A 19,034-nucleotide genomic window follows, 5' to 3' on the forward strand; every position below is an offset into this window, starting at 1 on the left:
GCACCAGGAACAGGATCAGGGTGCCGATCACCATCGACCAGCCGGGGTCGACCGCCGCCGCGAGCGCGAGGGGAAACAGCGCGGAGACGAAGGCGCCCACATAGGGCACGAACCGCATCAGCGCCGAGAAGATGCCCCACAGCACCGGGTTGGGCACGCCGAGGCAATAGAGACCGACTCCGACGACGACACCGAAGGACGCGTTCAGTGCGAGCTGGACCAGGAAGTAGCGGCTGAGGCGCTTGGCGGCGTCGTCCATCGCCACGGTGGTGCGGTGCAGGTCGCTGGACCCGGCGAGCCGGATCATCCGGTCGCGCAGGTCCTCCCGCTGCATCAGCAGGAATAGCAGGACCACGAAGACGATGCCGATGGTGGCCAGGGGATGCAGGATCGGCGAGAGCAGCGTCCCCGCCATCGTCATTGGGCCCGGTGCATGCTCCTTGACCTCGACGAGGATGGCCTTCTCGGGCGGGGCCGGCCCGGCCTGCGGCGCGGATTGCGGTGTCGGCTCCGGCTTTGCCTCCTCGCGGGTCTCGCGCATCGTGCGGCCGATGCTGGCGACGTAGCCGGCGATGCGCCCGACGGGCGTGTCGTTGAGGCCCTCGACCTTGCGCTCGATGGTGCTGCGGTAGCGTGGCACGTCCTGCGCGATGTCGGCGAGCTGCACGCCGATCAGCGTCGCCAGGGCGGCGGCGGTTCCGAGCGCCAGGATCACGGACGCCGCCACCGAGAGGAAGCGGCCGAAATGCCAGCGCCGCAGCAGGTTCACCAGCGGGCCGAGCACGAAGGACAGCAGGATCGCGATGGCGATCGGGATCAGCACATCGCGCCCGACATAGAGGCCCACCATGATCAGGGCGGCCACGATCAATGGGGAGGTCAGGGCCTGGGGCGGTGTGGCGGCCGCTGCGATCCGGGTCGGCCGCGGCGTGACCAGGGACGGCTTCGGGGTCGATCTAAGGGCCATGCCGGTTCCGTTTTCCCACGCGACGCGAAGGCGCCGGCGGACGGATCCAACGGCGCCGCCTCTGGAACGGCCCGGCCGCGGGAAACGATCCCGGATGGAATACCAGTTCGTCACGGATGCGTGAGCGTTGCATGTCTCACGGGCAGCGTCGGGGTTCGGACGCCGCTCCGCCCGCTTCCCGTGCATGGCACGAAAGATCTCAAACCGGCGCGAAGCCCCGGATACGGCTGCCGCACAGCAGTGCCGCCCGGACGTTCACGTCGTCGCGGGACACGCTACACGAGAACCGGCATCGCGGCCTGATCCTCCACGCCGAAGACGCGCGTATAACGGGCGATCTCGGCCTCCGGACCGATCGCCTTCGAGGGATTGTCCGAGATCTTCACCGTGGACCGGCCATTGGCCGCGATGACCTTGCAGACGATGGAGATGGGGTCGAGGCGCCCGTCGGGCACGAGGCCGCGGAAATCGTTGGTGAGCAGGGTGCCCCAGCCGTACCCGATCCGCATGCGTCCATGGAAATGCGCGTGGATCGCCTCGATGGTGTCGATGTCGAGCCCATCGGAGAAGATCGCGAGCTTTTCGCGGGGGTCCGAGCCGCGCGCCCGCCACCAGGCGATGGCCTCCTCGCCCCCGGCGATGGGCTCCTTCGAATCGATGCGGATGCCCGTCCAGGCATTCATCCAGTCCGGGGCGTTCCTGAGGAAGCCCGTGGTGCCGTAGGTGTCGGGCAGCATCACCAGGAGGTTGCCGGCGTAATCCTGCTGCCAGTCCGCGAGCACGGCATAGGGGGCTTGGGCGAGGCCGGCATCGTCGTCGGCGAGGGCGGCGTAGACCATCGGCAGTTCGTGGGCGTTCGTGCCCACCGCCTCGACCTCGCGGCGCAGCGCGATCAGGCAGTTCGAGGTGCCGAGGAAGCGGTCGCCCAGCGCCTCGTGCATCGCATCCACGCACCAATCCTGCCAGAGGAAGCCGTGGCGGCGCCGGGTGCCGAAATCCGCTATGGAGAGGCCGGGCAGGCGCTGCAGGCGCACGATCTTCTCCCAGACCCGCGTCATCGCCCGGGCATAGAGCACCTGCAGGTCGAGCTTGCCGAGATGGCGCACGACGCCGCGCGTGCGCAGCTCGTTGAGGATCGCCAGCGCCGGCACCTCCCACATGGTTGTCTCGAGCCAGGCGCCGTGGAAAGTCAGCACGTACTGGCCGTCCCGCGCCTCGAGCTCGTATTCGGGGAGTTGGAAGCCTTCCAGCCAGTCCATGAAGTCGGCCGAGAACATCTGGCGCTGGCCGTAGAAGGTGTTGCCGCGCAGCCAAGTCGATTCCCCCCGGCTCAGCCGGATCGAGCGAGCATGGTCGAGCTGCTCGCGCAACTCGCCCGCATCGACGAAATCGGCGAGCCGCACCTGCTTCGAGCGGTTCTGGATGCCGAAGGTGACGCGGGCGTCGCGATGGCGGCGAAAGATCGTCTGCGCCATCAGGAGCTTGTAGAAATCCGTGTCGAGCAGCGAGCGGACGATCGGATCGATCTTGAAGCTGTGGTTGTACACCCGCGTGGCGAGATCGAGCATGGTTCGGATCGCGGCCCCTGGACGGGTCCCGGCGCCCGTCGGGCGGCAGAGGCGCATGGCACCGAGACCCGAGTCAATCGCCTGCGACGCGGGGGCACTGCGCATGAAAATGGCGACGCGCTCTCCAGCGCGCCGCCCGGTCTTTTCGCTCGACCCGTGCTTCAGGCGAGATCGACCTTCTTGGTCTCGGTCTTCGGCGACTCGCCCGTGAGCGCGGCCTTCACGTAGCCGTAGATGTGCAGGGCCGTGGCGTTCGGGCTGTCCCAGTACTCGCCCTTCTCGGGGTGGATGCGGATCAGCGCCACTTCCGGGTCGTCCTTGCCGTTGGGGAACCAGGTCTTCAGGCTCTCGGTCCACTTGTCGTCGATCACCGCCTGCTCGGTGACGATCTCGGCCTTGCCGGCGACCGACACGTAGGTCTGGCTCGACGGGTCGGAATAGGCGAGGTTGATCTGGTTGTCCTTGCTGATCTCGGCGGTCTTCGGCGAATGCAGCTTGGTGAAGAACCAGAGATCGCCGTTCTCGTCCGCCTCCTGGCACCACATCGGGCGGCTGTAGAGCTTCCCGTCCGGGTCGGCCGTGGTCATCATCGCGACCTTGATGTCCTTGATGAGCGCGAAGAGTTTCTTGGCGCCCTCGTGGTCGCGGTGGTTGCCCTGGTGCATGGGATCGCAGTCTCCAACTCGTCGAAAGGCTTATCCGGCGCCGTCGTGCAACGCCGGGTCGTGTGCTCAACGAGCCAGGGCGGCATTGGTTTCGGTGCGCGCCGCGGCGGCCTTGATCGAGGCCGGCTTCGCGGCGGCGATCCGCGCCGGCGGGCGGCGCATCGCGGCCAACCGCCCGAGGCGCCGCTCGTCGATCAGGGGGGCGGCCTCGCCGCCCGGGCGGATGACATGGCAGTTCCGGCCTCGCCGCTTGGCCTCGTAGAGGGCGGCATCGGCCTCGGCGAGCAGGTCCGCCGGTGCGGTAATCTGGCCGGGTGCCGAGATCGCGACACCGATGCTCACGGTGATCACGCCGAGATCGTCGTCGCGGTCGCCGTGTGGAATGGCCAGCTGGGCGATGCCGGTCCGCAGGCGCCGGACGACGCGCTCCACCGCGCGCAGGTCGCAGGCCCGCATCAGGATCGAGAATTCCTCGCCCCCGTAGCGCGCCACGAGATCGCGACCCCCGCGCGTCTCGCCCGCCAGGGCCTCGGCGATGCGGCGCAGGCAGGAATCTCCGGCGGGATGGCCGTAGGCGTCGTTGAAGCGCTTGAAGTGATCGACGTCGATCATCAGCAGGGCGGTGCCCCGCGCCTCCCCGGCCGCGGCCGTCAGGGCGGAATCGAGGGCCCGGCGGTTGGCCAGCCCCGTGAGGGCGTCGGTCTCCGACAGCACGGTGAGCACCCGGCGGTCGCGTTCGAGGCCGGCCGAGCGCAGGATCTCCCGGAGCGAGACGAGGTAGGCACGCCGGCGCACCCCCTCGATCTGGTGGTTGCCGTAGAGCACGAAGAAGCTTCCCGTCACCGTCTGGAACGCGAGGCACAGGGCGAGTTCGGGCGCGAGGTCGGAGCGAAGCCAGAGGCTGGCGAAGGAGGCCGCCGCGCCGACCCCCGTGAGCACCAGCGCGTGGGGAAAACGCAGCACCAGCATCATGGTGGCGAAGACCGTCATCAGTGGGTACTCGACATAGCAGACCGCGCTCATCGGCCCCCATTCGAGGCTGAACAGCAGGATCGGCACCGCCGTGACGAGGAGCATCGTGGCAGTGACCATGCGCTCGCGCATCCGTCCCGGCATCCGCGTCACCGCCCAGGCCAGGAGGAGGCCCAGCGGCGTCACTAGGAACAGCCGCAGCCCCAGTCCCAGGGGCAGGAGGCCGGGCATCAGCAGCGCCGTCGTCAGGTTGTAGGCGTTGTGGAAGACGAGCCCGATGAGGATCGTGCGGCGCAGGTGGTGCGCGCGCTCGCGGCCCGTATCGATCTCGTACCGCGCCGAGACGGGGCGGGAGAAACGCAGCAGCCAGGGGCTCATGGTGAGATCGCGGTCGGCGACGTCAACCTGCGGGCGCGGAGCCGTCTCCCCCGCGCGGCCCGAAACCCTACGACGAAACCAGTTGGGCAAGATGATGCCATCCTCAGTCGCTCGAGGCCGCCGCCAAGCGCCCCTCTCATGTCAGCACCGAACGTTGCAGGACGGGCAGAAGACGCAAGGCGAGCCCCATCCCTTCAAACCATGCCTACCGATCTCTGAAGGCGATCTCCGAGTGAGCGGCCCGGTGCTCCCGGGAGGCGATCGTTCCGGAGACGCCGCCGCCCGGTGCGACGCCGTGAGACCGGCCATCTCGCCACCGCATGCCCGTTGCGCGCTTGCGCTCGGGCGTGGCCTGTGCTGTCGCATGGGGCCATGTGCGAACGGGCGGCGATCCGCCGACGCGTTCGCGACGTCCTCGATCATCTGCGCGCCGAGGCCAGTCCCACCGGTCCGCCGCGGCAAGGAGCCAGGCCTTTGGCGATCACCCGTGACGATGTGCTGAAGGTGCTCTCGACCGTGACGGTCGATGCCGCCGGGACCACCCTGCCCGCCTCCGGGCGGCTGTCGCAGGTGGTGGTGGACCCGACCAACCGGGTGATGTTCTCGATCCTCATCGATCCGAGCGAGGCGGAGCGCTTCGAGCCGATCCGGCGCCGGGCCGAGGGGGCGATCCTGGCGACGCCCGGCGTCTCGGGCGTGTTCGCGAGTCTGACCTCGGAGCGCGGTCCGAACCAGCCCGCCCCCCCGCAGGCCCCCGCCCCCGGGCGCCCGGCCGCGCCGCCGCCGCGCACCGGGCCGGCACTGCCGGGCGTGCGCCACATCGTGGCGGTGGCCTCCGGCAAGGGCGGCGTCGGCAAGTCCACCACCGCCTGCAACCTCGCCCTCGCGCTCTCCGCGCAAGGGCTGAAGGTCGGGTTGCTCGATGCGGACATCTACGGCCCCTCGGTGCCCAAGCTCTTCGGCCTGTCGGGCAAGCCGCGGGTCATCGCGGAGCGGCTGCTCGCCCCGATGGAGGGCTTCGGCATCAAGGTGATGTCCATCGGCTTCCTGATCGAGGCCGAGACGGCGATGATCTGGCGCGGGCCGATGGTGCAATCGGCGATCACCCAGATGCTGCGTGAGGTCGCGTGGGGCGAACTCGACATCCTCGTGGTCGACATGCCCCCCGGCACCGGCGACGCGCAGCTCACCATGGCGCAGGCGACGCCGCTGTCCGGGGCGGTCATCGTCTCGACGCCCCAGGACCTCGCCCTCATCGACGCCCGCCGGGGCGTCACCATGTTCCGCAAGGTCGCGGTGCCGATCCTCGGCGTGATCGAGAACATGGCCACCTTCGTCTGCCCGCATTGCGGCACGGCCTCGCACATCTTCGGGCATGGCGGCGCGCGCGCGGAGGCCGAGCGCTTGGAGGTGCCGTTCCTCGGCGAGGTGCCGTTGAACATGACGATCCGCGAGACCTCCGATGCCGGGCGCCCGGTGGTGGCGGTGGACCCCGACGGGCCGCACGCCCGGGTCTATCGCGAGATCGCCGCCAAGCTCTGGGCCAACCTCACCGGCGGGCCGGCGCCCCGGGCCGCGCCCCGCATCGTCATCGAGTAGGCGCCGATGCCGCCGGTCGCAGCGCCGTCGGTGCTAGCTCCGCTGGTCCCAGTTCCGCCGGTCCTTGGCCTGATCCTGGCCGGGGGCCTGGCCCGGCGCATGGGCGGAGGCGACAAGCCCCTGCGGAACCTCGGCGGGCGCACCCTGCTCGATAGGGTGGTGTCGCGCCTGGAGCCCCAATGCGGAGGCGGCCTGATCCTGAACGCCAACGGCGATCCGCGCCGATTCCCCAATTTTCCGGGGCGGATCGTGCCGGATGGGGTTCCGGACAATCCGGGGCCCCTCGCGGGCATCCTCGCCGGGCTCGACCATGCGGCGGCCCATCACCCCGGTCTCACGCATGTGGTCAGCGTCAGCGGCGACGCGCCGTTCCTGCCCCTCGACCTCGTCGCCCGGCTCGTCGGGTCCGGTTCGGGCGCCTCCATCGTCATGGCGGCATCGGGGCCGCGCGAGCACTTCACGGTCGCGCTCTGGCCGGTGGCCCTGCGCGGGGACCTGCGCCACGCCCTCGTGGAACGGGGCGAGCGCCGGGTCGGCGCGTTCCTCAAGGCGCACGAGGCGGTGGCCGTGTCCTGGCCCGTGGAGCCGTTCGATCCCTTCCTCAACATCAATGCGCCCGAGGACCTGGCGGCGGCCGAGTCGATTCTGGCGGAGTTCGAGCGGGATTGAACGCCGCGCGTCGTCGTCCGGTCAGGCGCGCCGGGCCTGCCAGCGAGGGTAGAGGATGCCGAGGGCGAGGCCGCTGAGCACGAGCCCGGCGGCACCGATCTTCCAGGCCGGCAGCGGTTCGCCGAGCCAGAGCGCGGAGGCCCCCATGCCGAAGACCGGCACCAACAGCGCCATCGGGGTGATCAGCGCTGCGGGATGGCGCGACAACAGCCAGCCCCAGACCGCGTAGCCGAACATCGTGTTGCCGAGCGATTGCCAGACCACCGCCGCCCAGGTCGCCGCATCGGCGCGCAGGATCCCGTCGCGGATCGCGTCCCAGCCTTCGAGCAGGAACGAGAGCGCGATGAGCGGCGGGGCCGAGAACAGGCTCGCCCAGACCACGTAGGGCAGCATCGAGCGGGTGCCGCTGCGCTTGGACGCGATGTTGCCGCCGGCCCAGCTCAGCGCCGCGAGGATCACCAGCCCGAGGCCGAGCGGGGTGGTGGTGGCATCTACATGGAGTGCGATGACCCCGATGCCCGTGGCGGCGAGCGCGAGGGCGGCCCATTGGAAGCCCGGCACGCGTTCGCCGGTCAGCCGGATCGAGAGCCCGATGGTGAAGAAGACCTGGATCTGGATCACCAGCGAGGCGAGGCCCGGGGAGATCTGGCCGCGCATGGCGATGAAGAGCAGCCCGAACTGCCCAGCTCCGATCAGTATTCCGTAAGTGGCGAGATTGCGCCAGGGCACGGCGGGCCGGGGCAGCAGGAACACGCCCGGAAGGGCCGCCAGCAGAAACCGCAGGGCCGCGAAGAGCAGGGGCGGCAGGTGGTCCAGTCCGATCCGGATGACCACGAAGTTGGTGCCCCAGACCGCCACGACGGAGACGGCGAGGCAAAGATCACGCAACGAAAGTGTAGCGGCGGGCATGGGCGCGGGATTTCGGAAGGGTCAGGGTCGGGCCTTCGCAGGCCGTTGCCCTGCCGCATGTCGCCCTGGGCGCCGGCCCCGGAGACGTGCCCGCATGTGGGCGGACACGTCTCCGGTCTGAACAATCAGGCGGCGCCGACGGTCGCCTTGACGATCTTGTCGGGAGAGCGAGGCGGCTCGCCCTTGTTGAGGGTGTCGACCACGTCCATGCCTTCCACGACCTTGCCCCAGACCGTGTATTGCTTGTCGAGGAAGCGGGCATCGCCGAAGCAGATGAAGAACTGCGAGTTGGCCGAGTGCGGGAAGTTGGTGCGGGCCATCGAGCAGGTGCCCCGCACGTGCGGCTCGGCGTTGAACTCGGCGTTGAGGTCGGGGAGGTCCGAACCGCCCGAACCCGTGCCGGTCGGGTCGCCGGTCTGGGCCATGAAGCCGTCGATGACGCGGTGGAACGGCACGCCGTCGTAGAAGCCCTGCGCCGTCAGGGCCTTGAGGCGCTCGACGTGGCTCGGGGCGAGGTCGGGGCGCAGCCCGATCACGACGCGGCCCTTGGTGGTCTCCAGGATGATGGTCTCGGTCTCTGCCATGGGTCTAGACTCCTTGTCCCTTGGGTCCTTGGTAGACGAAACGGAGCGCGATGGGGCGCCCCGCGATGGCCGCGCCGAGGGCGGGCGTGATCCGGGCCGGCGTGCAGCGCCGGATCGCCGCCAGGGTCGCATCGGTGAGGATGCGATAGGCGCGGGTATCCGTTCCTTGGGTGGAGAACGTCACGCGCGGCGTGCCGATCACCGACCCGTCGCGTCGCAGGGAGAAGCGCGCGGTGATCTCGGTGCGCTCGAAGCGCGCGAGGCCCGGGGGCACCTCCCAACAGGCGGCCAGGATCGGGTAAAGTGCCTTCAGGGTGTCGGCGGCCCCGGTCTCGGCCATGCCCTGCTGAGGCACCTGGACGGTCCCCCGCAGGGTTTCCGGCAGGGTGAGCGGCCCGGTCGTGGGCGCACCCAGCGCGGAGGCGGCGACGCCGAGCGTCGTCGTGGCCAGCGCCACGACGAACCCGACGATGCGCCAGCCGCCGATCCTCAAATCACTTGGCCCCCTGCGCCATCTGCATCTTCACGATCTTGTCGGGGTTCTGCACGGCGCCGCCCGGCGCGCCGGGGGCCGCCTTCTTGATCGCGTCGACGGCCTCCATGCCCGACGAGACCAGGCCGACCACCGTGTACTGGCCGTTCAGGAAGGGCGCGTCGCCGAGGCAGATGAAGAACTGGGAATTCGCGGAATTCGGATCCGACGAGCGGGCCATGCCGAGGGTGCCGCGCCGGAACGGCGACTGCGAGAACTCGGCCGGGATGTTCGGCAGGCTCGAGCCGCCGGTGCCGTTGCCCTTCGGATCGCCGGTCTGGGCCATGAAGCCGTCCATCACCCGGTGGAACTTCAGGCCGTTGTAGAAGCCCTGCTTGATCAGGGTCTTCAGCTGCGCCACGTGCTTGGGCGCGAGATCGGGCCGCAGCTCGATGGTGACGCGCCCGTCCTTGGTATCGAGAAAGACCGTGTTCTCGTCCGCCGCGAGGGCCGCGGGCGCCGTGCCGATCAGGGCGGCGACGGCCAGGAGGGCGATCCGGCGGTTGATGCCGAGGGTGTTGCCGAACTTCATGGGCAGGCGTTCTCTTCTGCTGGTCGAAACGAAGGAATCAGGATCGGGCGAAGCGCTGCGCGAGGCGCTCGGCCACGAGGGCCGGCACGAAGGGCGAGACGTCACCACCCATCGCGGCGATCTGCCGGACGAGGGTGGCGGTGATCGGCCGGACTCCGGTGGAAGCGGGCAGGAACACGGTCTGCACCTCCGGCGCCATGGCACCGTTCATACCCGCGAGCTGCATCTCGTAATCGAGGTCGGTGCCGTCGCGCAGGCCTCGGATGAACACGGTCGCGCCGACGCGCCGCGCCGCCGTCACCGCGAGATCGTCGAAGGTGACGATGGTGAGTTCCGTGCCCTCGGCGAGCGCCAGCGGGGCGCAGGTGGCCCGCAGCAGGTCGGCGCGCTCGTCGGGCGAGAACATCGGCGCCTTGCCGGGATGCACGCCGATGGCGATGACGAGATGCGGCACGAGCCGGCAAGCCTGACGGATGACGTCGAGGTGTCCGTTCGTGACCGGGTCGAACGAGCCGGCGTAGAGGGCGGTGCGGATCATCGCGGCCCGGGGTAGAGCATTTCGCCCGGAAACGGAACCTCCGTGCCTGTCACGAAAAAGGCGGGCCCCTTTCGGGAGCCCGCCTGTCTCGAGGATGGGGCCTGTGCGCCGGCCCCGAGCGATCCTAGTACGTGCCGAACTTGTAGTTGATGCCGGCGCGGGCGATGCTGCCCTCGGTACGGAAGCGGGCGATGTAGCCGGCGCCCGGGAACACGGCGGTGTTGGTGTTGGCCACCGTGATGGCGCGCGAGCCGAGGTCGTAGCGCAGGTACTCGGCCTTGATCGTCACGGCGGAGGACTTGAAGAAGTTCAGGAACGAGTCGGTGGGCAGGGCGTACTCGATGCCGCCGCCGTAGGCGTAGCCCGTCTCGATGTTGGAGCGCGAGCCCGAATAGGCGACGGGCGCGTTGGTCCGGAAGTTCACGCTCTGGTTCACGTCGCCGTAGGCGAAGCCGCCGGTGCCATACACCAGGAACCGGTCGAAGGCGTAGCCGATCCGGCCGCGCACGGTGCCGAGGAACGACAGGTCGCTGCGGTAGGTGTTGGTCAGCGTGTTCGGGTTGAAGCGGATGTCGGTGCGGGTGCGCTGCAGGTCCGTGTAGGCCGCATCGGCCTCGACGCCGACCACGATGCCGCTGCCCGGGGTGAACTGATAGTTGTAGCCGATCTGGCCGCCGGCGGTGAAGCCTTCCTGGCGGACGTCGACGGCCGCCTGGCGGAAGCCACGGTCCACGTTCAGCTGGAGCGCGCCGATGCCGGTGGTGCGAACCGTGTCACGCTCGCTGAAGGCGTAGCCGGCGTTCACGCCGAGATAGGCGCCCGTCCAGGTGAAGACCGGAACCGGAATGAAGACCGGCGGCGCGGCGCGGCGCGGCAGGTCGGCGGCCGAGGCGGCGCCGGCGAGAAGGGCGCTGGTGGCGCCGGCGAGGAGGATCTGTCTCAGCACGATGGAGGGTCCCGGGGTGTCTCGATGAGCTTGACCACGGGATACGATGTTGCCGAATGTTGCGCTATTGCAGAACAGCAACACCCGTTCTCAATACTGATCGTTGGACTGAATAGTCTTGCACGAAATTCTCGGGTTTATCATCCCCGCGAACACGAACTCGTGATGTTCGCGGGGATCTCATAGTCTTTCTGGATTTATGATGCATCCTCGATTGCGTCGCTCTCGTCCTCGCCCTCGATGTGCTCCACCGACACCACGCGCTCGGTCTTCTCGGTGTTGAACACCGTGACGCCCTGCGAGGCGCGGCCGACGATGCGGATGTCGTCCACCGGCACCCGGATGAGCTGCCCGGCATCGGTGACCAGCATGATCTGGTCGGAGGGCTGGACCGGGAAGGAGGCGACGAGATTGCCGTTGCGGGGGTTCACCCGCATGGCGGTGATGCCTTTGCCGCCGCGGCCGGAGGTGCGGTACTCGTAGGACGAGCTGCGCTTGCCGTAGCCGCGCTCCGACAGGGTGAGCACGAACTGCTCGGCCGCCCCCATCGCGTGGTAGCGATCCAGCGAGATCGCGGCCTCCTCGCTGACGCCCTCCTCGGCCTCGGTGCCCGCCTCCTCGCCCTCGACGCCGTCACCGATGACCGCGCGACGCATCTTGAGGTAGCCCGCGCGCTCTTCCGGACTCGCCTCGAAGGCGTTGAGGATCGTCATCGAGATGACGCGGTCGTCCTTGGCGAGGCTGATGCCGCGCACGCCGGTGGAATCGCGGCCCTTGAAGACGCGCACGTCCTCGACGGGGAAGCGGATGCACTGGCCGGCCTGGGTGGTGAGCAGCACGTTCTGGTCGGCCCGGCAGATCTCCACGTGGACGATGTGGTCGCCCGCGTCGAGCTTCATGGCGATCTTGCCGGCGCGGTTCACCTGCACGAAGTCCGAGAGCTTGTTGCGCCGGACTCCCCCCGAGGCGGTGGCGAACATCACGTCCAGCGTCTCCCAGGAGGCTTCGTCCTCCGGCAGCGGCATGATGGTGGTGATGCGCTCGGTGCCCGCATCCATGGCCAGGATGTTGACGAGCGCCTTGCCGCGCGCGTTCGGAGCCGCCATCGGCAGGCGCCAGACCTTCTCCTTGTAGACCTGGCCCTGGTTCGAGAAGAACAGGATCGGCGTGTGGGTGTTGGCCACGAACAGGCGGGTGACGAAATCCTCGTCGCGGGTCGACATGCCCGAGCGGCCCTTGCCGCCCCGGCGCTGCGATCGGTAGGTCGAGAGCGGCACGCGCTTGACGTAGCCCGCATGGGATACGGTGACGACCATGTCCTCGCGCTGGATCAGGTCCTCGTCCTCGACGTTTGAATCCCAGTCGAGGATCACGGTGCGGCGCGGGGTGGCGTAGGCTTCGCGGACCTCTGCCAGCTCGTCCTTGACGATCCCCATGATGCGCAGGCGCGAGCGCAGGATGTCGAGGTAGTCGGCGATCTCGTTGGCGAGCTTCTGCAATTCGTCGCCGACCTCATCGCGGCCGAGCGCCGTGAGGCGCTGCAGGCGCAGGTCGAGGATGGCGCGGGCCTGAACGTCGGAGAGGCGGTAGGAATCGTCCGCGTTGATGCGGTGGCGCGGATCGTCGACGAGCGCGATCAGGGGCGCGATGTCAAGGGCCGGCCAATCGCGGCCCATCAACGCCTCGCGGGCGCTGTTCGGGTCGGGCGATGTCCGGATCAGGCGGATGACCTCGTCGATATTGGCCACCGCGATGGCCAGACCGCACAGGACGTGGGCGCGTTCGCGCGCCTTATTGAGGAGGAACTTCGTCCTCCGGGACACGACCTCCTCGCGGAAATCGATGAAGGCCTGGAGCAGGTCCTTCAGGTTCATCAACTCGGGACGGCCGCCGTTCAGCGCCACCATGTTGCAGCCGAACGAGCTCTGGAGCGGGGTGAAGCGGTAGAGCTGGTTCAGGACCACCTCCGCCATGGCGTCGCGCTTGATCTCGACCACGATGCGCATGCCGTCGCGGTCGGATTCGTCGCGCAGGTCGGAGATGCCTTCGACGCGCTTCTCCTTCACCAGTTCGGCGATCTTCTCCATGAGCGTCGCCTTGTTCACCTGATACGGGATCTCGGTGAAGATCAGCGCCTCGCGCTCCTTGCGCAGTTCCTCGACGTGGGATTTCGCCCGCATGATCACGGAGCCGCGCCCGGTGGCGTAGGCCTGGCGCGTGCCGGCGCGCCCCAGGATCGAGCCGCCGGTGGGGAAGTCGGGCCCCGGCACGAATTCGGTGAGTTGCTCGATGGAGAGGGCCGGATCGTCGATGAGCGCCACGCAGGCGTCGATGAGCTCGCCGAGATTGTGCGGCGGGATGTTGGTGGCCATGCCCACCGCGATGCCACCGGCGCCGTTGACCAGCAGGTTCGGGAAGCGGGCGGGCAGGACGGTCGGCTCCTCGCGCGACTCGTCGTAGTTCGGCTGGAAGTCGACGGTGTTCTTGTCGATGTCCGCGAGCAGCGCGTTGGCGGGCTTGGCCAGACGCGACTCGGTGTAGCGCATCGCCGCCGGCGGATCGCCGTCGACCGAGCCGAAATTGCCCTGCCCGTCGATGAGCATCAGGCGCATCGAGAAGTCCTGCGCCATGCGGACCAAGGCGTCGTAGATCGATTGGTCTCCGTGCGGGTGGTAGAGACCGATGACGTCGCCGACGATGCGGGCCGACTTGACGTATTTGCGCTCGGGCAGGTGCCCGCTCTCGTAGGCCGAGTAGAGGATGCGCCGATGCACGGGCTTCAGGCCGTCGCGTGCATCCGGCAGGGCCCGGCTCACGATCACGCTCATGGCGTAATCGAGGTAGGAGCGCTTCATCTCGTCGGTGATCGACACGGGCTTGATGTCGGAGGCGGGCGGAGGCGTGCCGGCGCCCGGAATGTCTTTCTCTGCCAAGGTCTTCGGTCTCTGCTGGTACGAGGCCCGGAGCGTCGGCGGTGGCGGTCAGCCAAGCCCGCTCACGGGGTTGTTGCACGCAGTCCCGGCCAGATCGCCGAGACGCGCATGATCCTGCCCAAAGCTATAGCGCATCTTGGCAGGGCAAGCCACCACGAGACCCGGTAACCCTTTGGCAAGGAACGGTTTGCGCAAGGCGCCATGAGGGCGGGCCGGGCCCTGCCGACCCTGCTTCACGCGGGCCTGCAAAAACGAACGGGCGCGACACCCGAGGTGCCGCGCCCGCATCGCTTCAGGAGGGTGGAACGACCCCTAGAACGGGATGTCGTCGTCGAGGTCGAAATTCGGCTTGGAGCCGCCACCGCCACCGCCGCCCGATGCAGGCCGGCGATCGCCACCACCGGAAGGGCGGCCACCGCCGCCGCCATACTCCCCGCCCCGGTCGCCGCCGCGTCCAGCGCCACCGCCACCGCCGCCGAAATCGCCGCCGCGGCTGATCTGGCCGCCGCCTTCCTCGTCGGCGCCCATCTCACCGCCGCCGGAGCGTCCGTCGAGGAGCGTCAGCTCGCCCCGGAAGCGCTGGAGCACAACCTCGGTGGTGTACTTCTCGACGCCGGATTGATCGGCCCATTTGCGGGTCTGGAGCTGGCCCTCGATATAGACCTTCGAGCCCTTGCGCAGGTACTGCTCGGCCACGCGGGCCAGATTCTCGTTGTAGATCACCACCGAGTGCCACTCGGTCTTTTCCTTGCGCTCGCCCGACATCTTGTCCTTCCAGGACTCCGATGTCGCGATGCGCAGGTTGACCACCGGATCACCGGAGGCGAGGCGCCGCGTCTCGGGATCGCGCCCGAGATTGCCCACCAGGATCACCTTGTTCACGCTGCCGGCCATGCCGCTCTCTCCTACCGATCGATCTCACGATGCGCCGCAGCCCCTCGGACCCTTCATCCGACCGACCGCGATGCCGCCTTTCATGAGCTTCCCGGGGGCTCGCGGCAATCGTGGTCAGACCTCTGTCCCCGTGACTCTCAGGGATCGGTGCACGTCAATGTTCTATATTTGTTCTAGATGAATCGCAAGGTGGCCGCGCGTACGACCGACCACTTTCGCGTCAGCTCACGCGCACGATCAGCTTGCCGAAGTTCCGGCCCTTGAGGAGGCCCGCGAAGGCGTCGGGCGCGTTCTCCAATCCGTCCACGATATCCTCGCGATGGACGACCACGCCGTCGCGCAGCCATCCGCCGACCTCGTCCAGGAAGCCCTGCTCCTGGGCGGCGAAGTCCCAGACGATGAAGCCCTGCAGGTGCAGGCGCTTCGACAGGATCGCCCGCATCAGGAGCGGCACGCGGTCGGGCTCCGCCGGCAGTTCGGTGGCGTTGTAGGCGGAGACGAGGCCGCAGACCGGGAGGCGCGCGAAGGTGTTGAGGAGCGGCAGCACCGCATCGAACACCGCGCCCCCGACATTCTCGAAATAGACGTCGATGCCGTTCGGGCAGGCGGCGGCCAGCGCTTCGGGGAAGTCCTCGGCGCGGTGGTCGATGGCGGCATCGAAGCCGAGGGTGTCGCGCAGATAGGCGCATTTCTCAGGCCCGCCCGCGATCCCGACCGCCCGGGCGCCCTTCCGCTTGGCGATCTGCCCGACGAGCGAGCCGACCGGGCCCGTGGCGGCCGCGACCACCACGGTCTCGCCGGCCTTCGGCTGGCCGATGTTGAGGAGGCCGGTATAGGCCGTCATGCCGGGCATGCCGAGGATACCGAGTGCCGTGGTCACGGGGGCGGCGGCCGGGTCGAGCCGGCGCAGGCCTCGCCCGTCCGAGACGGCGAAGTCCTGCCAGCCGCCGAAGCCCACCACCGTTTCGCCCACCGGAAAGTCGGGATGGTTCGAGGCGACGATTTCGGAGACGGTCGCGCCCACCATGGTGTCGCCGATGGCCACGGGCTCGGCGTAGGATTTCGCCGCGCTCATGCGTCCGCGCATGTAGGGGTCGAGGGAGAGGTAGCGGTTGGCCAGGAGCACCTCGCCGTCCTTTGCCACCGGCATCCGCGCCTCCTCAAGGCGGAAATGCGAGGCGTTCGGCTCGCCGTGCGGGCGGGCGGCGAGGACGATGCGGCGGTTCACGGTGGTCATGGGAACTCCGGGGTTGGCGTCCTGCGAGGCAGGTCGCGGGATCTGCAACAGGTGGGACGAACCCGCACGATGGCAAACCCGCCCGGGTTTCCGCCTGATCCGCACGCGCTATCTCGCGCCGGAGATCAAGCGGACAGAGGCGGGATGATGGGCGCCCTTGGTAAAGCGGCCCTCGGCTGGGCGACCGTGGCGACGCTGATCGGGATCGGCACGGCTCGGTCGGCGGAAGGGCCGCTCGCCCGCTATCGCTGGACCTCGCGCGTGCTGGTGGTCTCGGCCCCACTCGCGACCGATCCGGATCTCGCCGCGCAACGCGCCATCCTGGCCGAGGCCCGGAACGGCCTGAAGGAGCGCGACCTCGTCACCCTCGAGGCTGTGGGCGACACGGCGCAGGCCAGGCGACTGCGTGCGTCTCTCCGCTTGCCGGCGGACGCGTTCCGGGTCGTCCTGATCGGGAAGGACGGGGAGGCCAAGCGCGTCGAGGCCACGCCCCTGCCCGCCAGCGCCCTGTTCGAGACCATCGACGCCATGCCGATGCGCCGGGAGGAGAAGCGGCGCTGACGCCCTCGGAATCTCCAAACGAAAAGGGGCCGCCCGCGGCGACCCCCTTCCGATTGTCCGGATCTGGTATGACCCGCTTAGTTGCAGCGTTCGACGAGCACCCGGCGGTATCCGTAGGGTGTCCAACGCACGCGCGGGACGGTGTAGCAGCCGCCGCCGTAGCCGTAATCGTAGGCGCCGTAGCCGACGGGGGCATAGCCACCGCCGTAGCCATAGCCGTAACCCGGGCCGTAGCCGCCGTAGAGACCGCCCGCCGCGAGGCCGAGGCCCACACCGAGGCCGAGACCGCCGAGGCCGTAGCCATAACCACGCCCGTAGCCGCGACCATACCCGCCGCGATAGCCGCCGTACCCGCCCCGGTATCCACCGAAGCCGGCATTGCGGAAGCCGCCGCCGCCAAAGCCACCGCGGAAGCCGCCGCCGCCGAAACCGCCACCATGGAACCCGCCACCGCGAAAGCCACCGCCGCCAAAGCCGCGTGCATCGGCCGAGGCCGGGATCATCGCGAGAGCGCCGACCATGGCCGCGGAGGCCAGAAGTATCCGTTTCATCACATCGTCTCCAAGAGAAGCCGTAATGTCCCCGTCAGCGCAGAAACGCCGTGGCACCAAAAAGGGTTCAGGGGCGTTTTGTCTCTCCCGCTTTCGTGATCGAGCCCTTCGTCGGTGCGCTCGGAGAGCTGCCCTTGAAATCGCCCCGTGTTTCGGGCGAGGAAGCGGACCCCGCCGCGGCGATCCTTCCGGCGCGTGCAGCGACAGGCGATGCGGATGATGATGGTGCAGGATGTCGCGCAAGCTCAGCTTTGGCTGAGGCGTTTTCCGATCCGGGCCCTGCTCCGAGCCGGCCTCCTCGGCCTCGCGCTCACCGGACCTGTGAGCGCCGCCGGACCTGCAAACGCCGCTCCGGCCCCCGCTCCCTGCCGCGCCGTCCAGGCCGAGGGCGAGGCCTATACGGTCTGCACGGTGGACCTGCGCCGCGAGCGGGTGCGGGTGTTCTGGCTCGGGGCCGATGGCCTGCCCTATTCCTCGCTCTCGACGCTGGCCGAGAAGCAGGGCGCCAGCCTGCGCTTTGCGATGAATGCCGGCATGTACGACAAGGGCCAGGCCCCGGTCGGGCTCTACATCGAGGACGGGCGCGAGCTGAAGGGGGTCTCCACCGCCAACGGTCCGGGCAATTTCCACCTCAAGCCGAACGGCATCTTCTGGGTAAAGGGCGAGCGGGCCGGCGTGATGGAGACGGGGCGCTACCTGCGCGCGGCGCCCAAGCCCGATTTCGCCACGCAATCGGGCCCGATGCTGGTGGTGGACGGCCATATCCACCCCAAGATCTCCGCCGACGGGCCGAGCCAGAAGATCCGCAACGGCGTCGGTGTGCGCGACGACGGCCGCACCGCCGTGTTCGCGATCTCGGAGCGTGCCGTGAGCTTCGGCGCCTTCGCCCGCCTGTTCAAGGACACGCTGGGCTGCCGGAACGCGCTGTTCCTCGACGGCAGCGTGTCGAGCCTCTACGCGCCGTCGATGAATCGCACGGACCTCAGCCGGCCGCTGGGCCCGATGATCGGGGCGGTCGCGCGCTGAAGCGATGTCTGGAGCGCAGCGTCTCCACGCGAGCCGGCAGCCACCTCACTTGAACGTGCTCCGACGCCTCACGCGTCGTTCTCGCGACCGAAGACTTCCCCCTCCTCCGCCAGCCGGGCATCGGCCTCGTCGCTCCTGAGAATCTGAAGGGCGTGCAACTCCTTCAGGAGCCCGCGCAGGCGGATGTTCGCCTCGGTGCAATCCGACGGCTCGGCACTGTCGGCGCCGCAGCCCGAGATGGTCTCGGCGGTCTGAAGGTCGACGGCGGCCCGGTCGGTGGCGCTCAGGCCGGCGAGATCCCCGAAGCCGAGTTCCAGCGCGATCAGTTCCGCGATCTCGCGCCTCTTGTCCTCAAGCTCGGCCATGCTCCGCTCTCCCGTCCGCCGCGCCACCCGGCTACAGAACGGTGAGGGCCCCCAGGTCGATCCAGGCTTCCTGCTCGTCGCCGTCGACATCCCCGTCGACGAACCAGCGGCACAGGGCGCGGTCGCCCTCCACGGCCATGACGGTGAGGGTCGCCTCGTTGTCGTCGCAGGCGACGTAGTCACCGGCCTTGACGGTCGCGGCCTGTCCACTGCCCGGATGGTCCGGGGCTGCTGTCTGTCCATCCATCAGGTCACGCTCGCTTCGCCCGCTTGCCGAAGGCGACCGAGAGCCGCGCCCGCACGCCCTCGGGGATCTCGGTCAAGGATTCTACCCGCACGGCCGGCATCTCGCTGCCGATCGTGCTCTTCGGATCGAAGTCGAAGCGCAGGTGGCGCAGGCCCAGTTCGAGGCCCGTGACCCCGTCCGATTGCGTCAGGTCCTCGCCGAAGACCTCGATCAGAGGCCCGTCGGGGTCGCCCTTCTCGATCTGGACGATGAAGTAGCCCGCCGGCTCCTCCTCGTCGTCGGCGCCCGAGATCAGGGTGATGCCGTTCTCGATGTCGAGGCGGACCCGCTCCACCGTGAAGGTCGTGACGTCGTCGTCCAT

General features: G+C 69.0%; 21 protein-coding genes. 4 read left to right on the forward strand and 17 right to left on the reverse strand.

Going from position 1 to position 19,034, the window contains the following annotated elements; all coding sequences use genetic code 11:
• From JWQ05_RS05080 to JWQ05_RS05095, 4 genes are all read right to left on the reverse strand, one after another.
• On the reverse strand, positions 1-967 hold a 967-nt coding region (locus JWQ05_RS05080; protein WP_299655487.1), incomplete at its 3' end, for an AI-2E family transporter.
• A 275-nt stretch (positions 968-1,242) separates the two neighbouring features.
• The gene (gene pncB, locus JWQ05_RS05085) at positions 1,243-2,535 is read right to left on the reverse strand and encodes a nicotinate phosphoribosyltransferase (RefSeq protein ID WP_299655490.1); all 1,293 of its coding nucleotides are present in this window, start codon (positions 2,533-2,535) and stop codon (positions 1,243-1,245) included.
• A 161-nt stretch (positions 2,536-2,696) separates the two neighbouring features.
• Positions 2,697-3,200, reverse strand: coding sequence for a pyridoxamine 5'-phosphate oxidase family protein (locus JWQ05_RS05090; protein ID WP_299655492.1), 504 nt, complete (start codon positions 3,198-3,200; stop codon positions 2,697-2,699).
• Between the two features lie 66 nt (positions 3,201-3,266).
• Positions 3,267-4,550 carry a diguanylate cyclase gene (locus JWQ05_RS05095; protein ID WP_299655495.1) on the reverse strand — a complete coding sequence of 428 codons (1,284 nt, stop codon included), beginning with the start codon at positions 4,548-4,550 and terminating at the stop codon, positions 3,267-3,269.
• A gap of 474 nt (positions 4,551-5,024) precedes the next feature.
• Between JWQ05_RS05095 and JWQ05_RS05100 the strand changes: the two genes are divergently transcribed.
• Together JWQ05_RS05100 and mobA are read left to right on the forward strand one after the other, a co-directional pair.
• On the forward strand, positions 5,025-6,149 hold the full coding sequence (locus JWQ05_RS05100; protein ID WP_299655498.1) for an Mrp/NBP35 family ATP-binding protein: 1,125 nt from the start codon (positions 5,025-5,027) through the stop codon (positions 6,147-6,149).
• Positions 6,150-6,155: 6 nt separating this feature from the next.
• Complete coding sequence (gene mobA / locus JWQ05_RS05105) at positions 6,156-6,818, forward strand: molybdenum cofactor guanylyltransferase MobA (protein ID WP_299655501.1); 663 nt, start codon at positions 6,156-6,158, stop codon at positions 6,816-6,818.
• Between the two features lie 21 nt (positions 6,819-6,839).
• On the opposite strand, the gene JWQ05_RS05110 is transcribed toward mobA, so the two are convergent.
• The 9 genes from JWQ05_RS05110 to JWQ05_RS05150 all read right to left on the reverse strand — a co-directional run bounded on the left by JWQ05_RS05110 (position 6,840) and on the right by JWQ05_RS05150 (position 15,923).
• A complete protein-coding gene (locus tag JWQ05_RS05110; RefSeq protein WP_299655504.1) occupies positions 6,840-7,706 on the reverse strand; it encodes an EamA family transporter in 867 nt (288 codons plus the stop codon).
• 146 nt (positions 7,707-7,852) lie between these two features.
• Positions 7,853-8,311, reverse strand: a complete 459-nt coding sequence (locus tag JWQ05_RS05115; protein ID WP_299655507.1) for a peptidylprolyl isomerase — start codon at positions 8,309-8,311, stop codon at positions 7,853-7,855.
• A gap of 4 nt (positions 8,312-8,315) precedes the next feature.
• Entirely contained in the window at positions 8,316-8,726 is a 411-nt protein-coding gene (locus tag JWQ05_RS05120) for a hypothetical protein (protein WP_299655573.1), read from the reverse strand.
• A 79-nt stretch (positions 8,727-8,805) separates the two neighbouring features.
• Positions 8,806-9,351, reverse strand: coding sequence for a peptidylprolyl isomerase (locus JWQ05_RS05125; RefSeq protein WP_299655576.1), 546 nt, complete (start codon positions 9,349-9,351; stop codon positions 8,806-8,808).
• Between the two features lie 61 nt (positions 9,352-9,412).
• Positions 9,413-9,913 (reverse strand): pantetheine-phosphate adenylyltransferase, encoded by a 501-nt coding sequence (coaD, locus tag JWQ05_RS05130; protein ID WP_299655510.1) that lies wholly within the window; start codon positions 9,911-9,913, stop codon positions 9,413-9,415.
• Positions 9,914-10,037: 124 nt separating this feature from the next.
• Positions 10,038-10,859, reverse strand: a complete 822-nt coding sequence (locus JWQ05_RS05135) for a porin family protein (RefSeq protein ID WP_299655512.1) — start codon at positions 10,857-10,859, stop codon at positions 10,038-10,040.
• A 197-nt stretch (positions 10,860-11,056) separates the two neighbouring features.
• Positions 11,057-13,792 carry a DNA gyrase subunit A gene (gyrA, locus tag JWQ05_RS05140; RefSeq protein WP_299655515.1) on the reverse strand — a complete coding sequence of 912 codons (2,736 nt, stop codon included), beginning with the start codon at positions 13,790-13,792 and terminating at the stop codon, positions 11,057-11,059.
• 312 nt (positions 13,793-14,104) lie between these two features.
• Positions 14,105-14,686: a single-stranded DNA-binding protein gene (gene ssb, locus JWQ05_RS05145; RefSeq protein ID WP_299655518.1), complete on the reverse strand. Its 582-nt coding sequence runs from the start codon at positions 14,684-14,686 to the stop codon at positions 14,105-14,107.
• 220 nt (positions 14,687-14,906) lie between these two features.
• The gene (locus JWQ05_RS05150; protein ID WP_299655520.1) at positions 14,907-15,923 is read right to left on the reverse strand and encodes an NADP-dependent oxidoreductase; all 1,017 of its coding nucleotides are present in this window, start codon (positions 15,921-15,923) and stop codon (positions 14,907-14,909) included.
• Positions 15,924-16,067: 144 nt separating this feature from the next.
• Between JWQ05_RS05150 and JWQ05_RS05155 the strand changes: the two genes are divergently transcribed.
• Positions 16,068-16,484: a DUF4174 domain-containing protein gene (locus JWQ05_RS05155; RefSeq protein WP_299655523.1), complete on the forward strand. Its 417-nt coding sequence runs from the start codon at positions 16,068-16,070 to the stop codon at positions 16,482-16,484.
• A 77-nt stretch (positions 16,485-16,561) separates the two neighbouring features.
• Here the strand turns inward: JWQ05_RS05155 and JWQ05_RS05160 are convergent, their stop codons facing one another.
• A complete protein-coding gene (locus tag JWQ05_RS05160) occupies positions 16,562-17,035 on the reverse strand; it encodes a hypothetical protein (RefSeq protein WP_299655526.1) in 474 nt (157 codons plus the stop codon).
• Positions 17,036-17,257: 222 nt separating this feature from the next.
• Between JWQ05_RS05160 and JWQ05_RS05165 the strand changes: the two genes are divergently transcribed.
• Positions 17,258-18,061 (forward strand): phosphodiester glycosidase family protein, encoded by an 804-nt coding sequence (locus tag JWQ05_RS05165; protein ID WP_299655578.1) that lies wholly within the window; start codon positions 17,258-17,260, stop codon positions 18,059-18,061.
• Between the two features lie 68 nt (positions 18,062-18,129).
• Here JWQ05_RS05165 and JWQ05_RS05170 read toward each other — a convergent pair whose 3' ends face one another.
• From JWQ05_RS05170 to JWQ05_RS05180, 3 genes are read right to left on the reverse strand one after another with little or no spacing between them, the layout of a single operon-like run.
• On the reverse strand, positions 18,130-18,426 hold the full coding sequence (locus JWQ05_RS05170) for a hypothetical protein (protein WP_299655528.1): 297 nt from the start codon (positions 18,424-18,426) through the stop codon (positions 18,130-18,132).
• A 31-nt stretch (positions 18,427-18,457) separates the two neighbouring features.
• Positions 18,458-18,673: a hypothetical protein gene (locus JWQ05_RS05175; RefSeq protein WP_299655531.1), complete on the reverse strand. Its 216-nt coding sequence runs from the start codon at positions 18,671-18,673 to the stop codon at positions 18,458-18,460.
• 4 nt (positions 18,674-18,677) lie between these two features.
• Positions 18,678-19,034, reverse strand: coding sequence for a hypothetical protein (locus JWQ05_RS05180; RefSeq protein ID WP_299655534.1), 357 nt, complete (start codon positions 19,032-19,034; stop codon positions 18,678-18,680).

The sequence above is a fragment of the Methylobacterium sp. genome, assembly GCF_028290105.1.
Taxonomy (GTDB): Bacteria; Pseudomonadota; Alphaproteobacteria; order Rhizobiales; family Beijerinckiaceae; genus Methylobacterium.

What these genes read in the sequence shown, in the direction of transcription:
- JWQ05_RS05115 (WP_299655507.1), bottom strand. Translation starts at nt 8,311, where the DNA reads ATGGCAGAGACCGAGACCATCATCCTGGAGACCACCAAGGGCCGCGTC.
- JWQ05_RS05090 (WP_299655492.1), bottom strand. Translation starts at nt 3,200, where the DNA reads ATGCACCAGGGCAACCACCGCGACCACGAGGGCGCCAAGAAACTCTTC.
- JWQ05_RS05165 (WP_299655578.1), top strand. Translation starts at nt 17,258, where the DNA reads ATGGTGCAGGATGTCGCGCAAGCTCAGCTTTGGCTGAGGCGTTTTCCG.
- JWQ05_RS05170 (WP_299655528.1), bottom strand. Translation starts at nt 18,426, where the DNA reads ATGGCCGAGCTTGAGGACAAGAGGCGCGAGATCGCGGAACTGATCGCG.
- mobA (WP_299655501.1), top strand. Translation starts at nt 6,156, where the DNA reads ATGCCGCCGGTCGCAGCGCCGTCGGTGCTAGCTCCGCTGGTCCCAGTT.
- JWQ05_RS05175 (WP_299655531.1), bottom strand. Translation starts at nt 18,673, where the DNA reads ATGGATGGACAGACAGCAGCCCCGGACCATCCGGGCAGTGGACAGGCC.
- JWQ05_RS05160 (WP_299655526.1), bottom strand. Translation starts at nt 17,035, where the DNA reads ATGAAACGGATACTTCTGGCCTCCGCGGCCATGGTCGGCGCTCTCGCG.
- ssb (WP_299655518.1), bottom strand. Translation starts at nt 14,686, where the DNA reads ATGGCCGGCAGCGTGAACAAGGTGATCCTGGTGGGCAATCTCGGGCGC.
- coaD (WP_299655510.1), bottom strand. Translation starts at nt 9,913, where the DNA reads ATGATCCGCACCGCCCTCTACGCCGGCTCGTTCGACCCGGTCACGAAC.
- JWQ05_RS05180 (WP_299655534.1), bottom strand. Translation starts at nt 19,034, where the DNA reads ATGGACGACGACGTCACGACCTTCACGGTGGAGCGGGTCCGCCTCGAC.
- JWQ05_RS05155 (WP_299655523.1), top strand. Translation starts at nt 16,068, where the DNA reads ATGATGGGCGCCCTTGGTAAAGCGGCCCTCGGCTGGGCGACCGTGGCG.
- JWQ05_RS05150 (WP_299655520.1), bottom strand. Translation starts at nt 15,923, where the DNA reads ATGACCACCGTGAACCGCCGCATCGTCCTCGCCGCCCGCCCGCACGGC.
- JWQ05_RS05095 (WP_299655495.1), bottom strand. Translation starts at nt 4,550, where the DNA reads ATGAGCCCCTGGCTGCTGCGTTTCTCCCGCCCCGTCTCGGCGCGGTAC.
- pncB (WP_299655490.1), bottom strand. Translation starts at nt 2,535, where the DNA reads ATGCTCGATCTCGCCACGCGGGTGTACAACCACAGCTTCAAGATCGAT.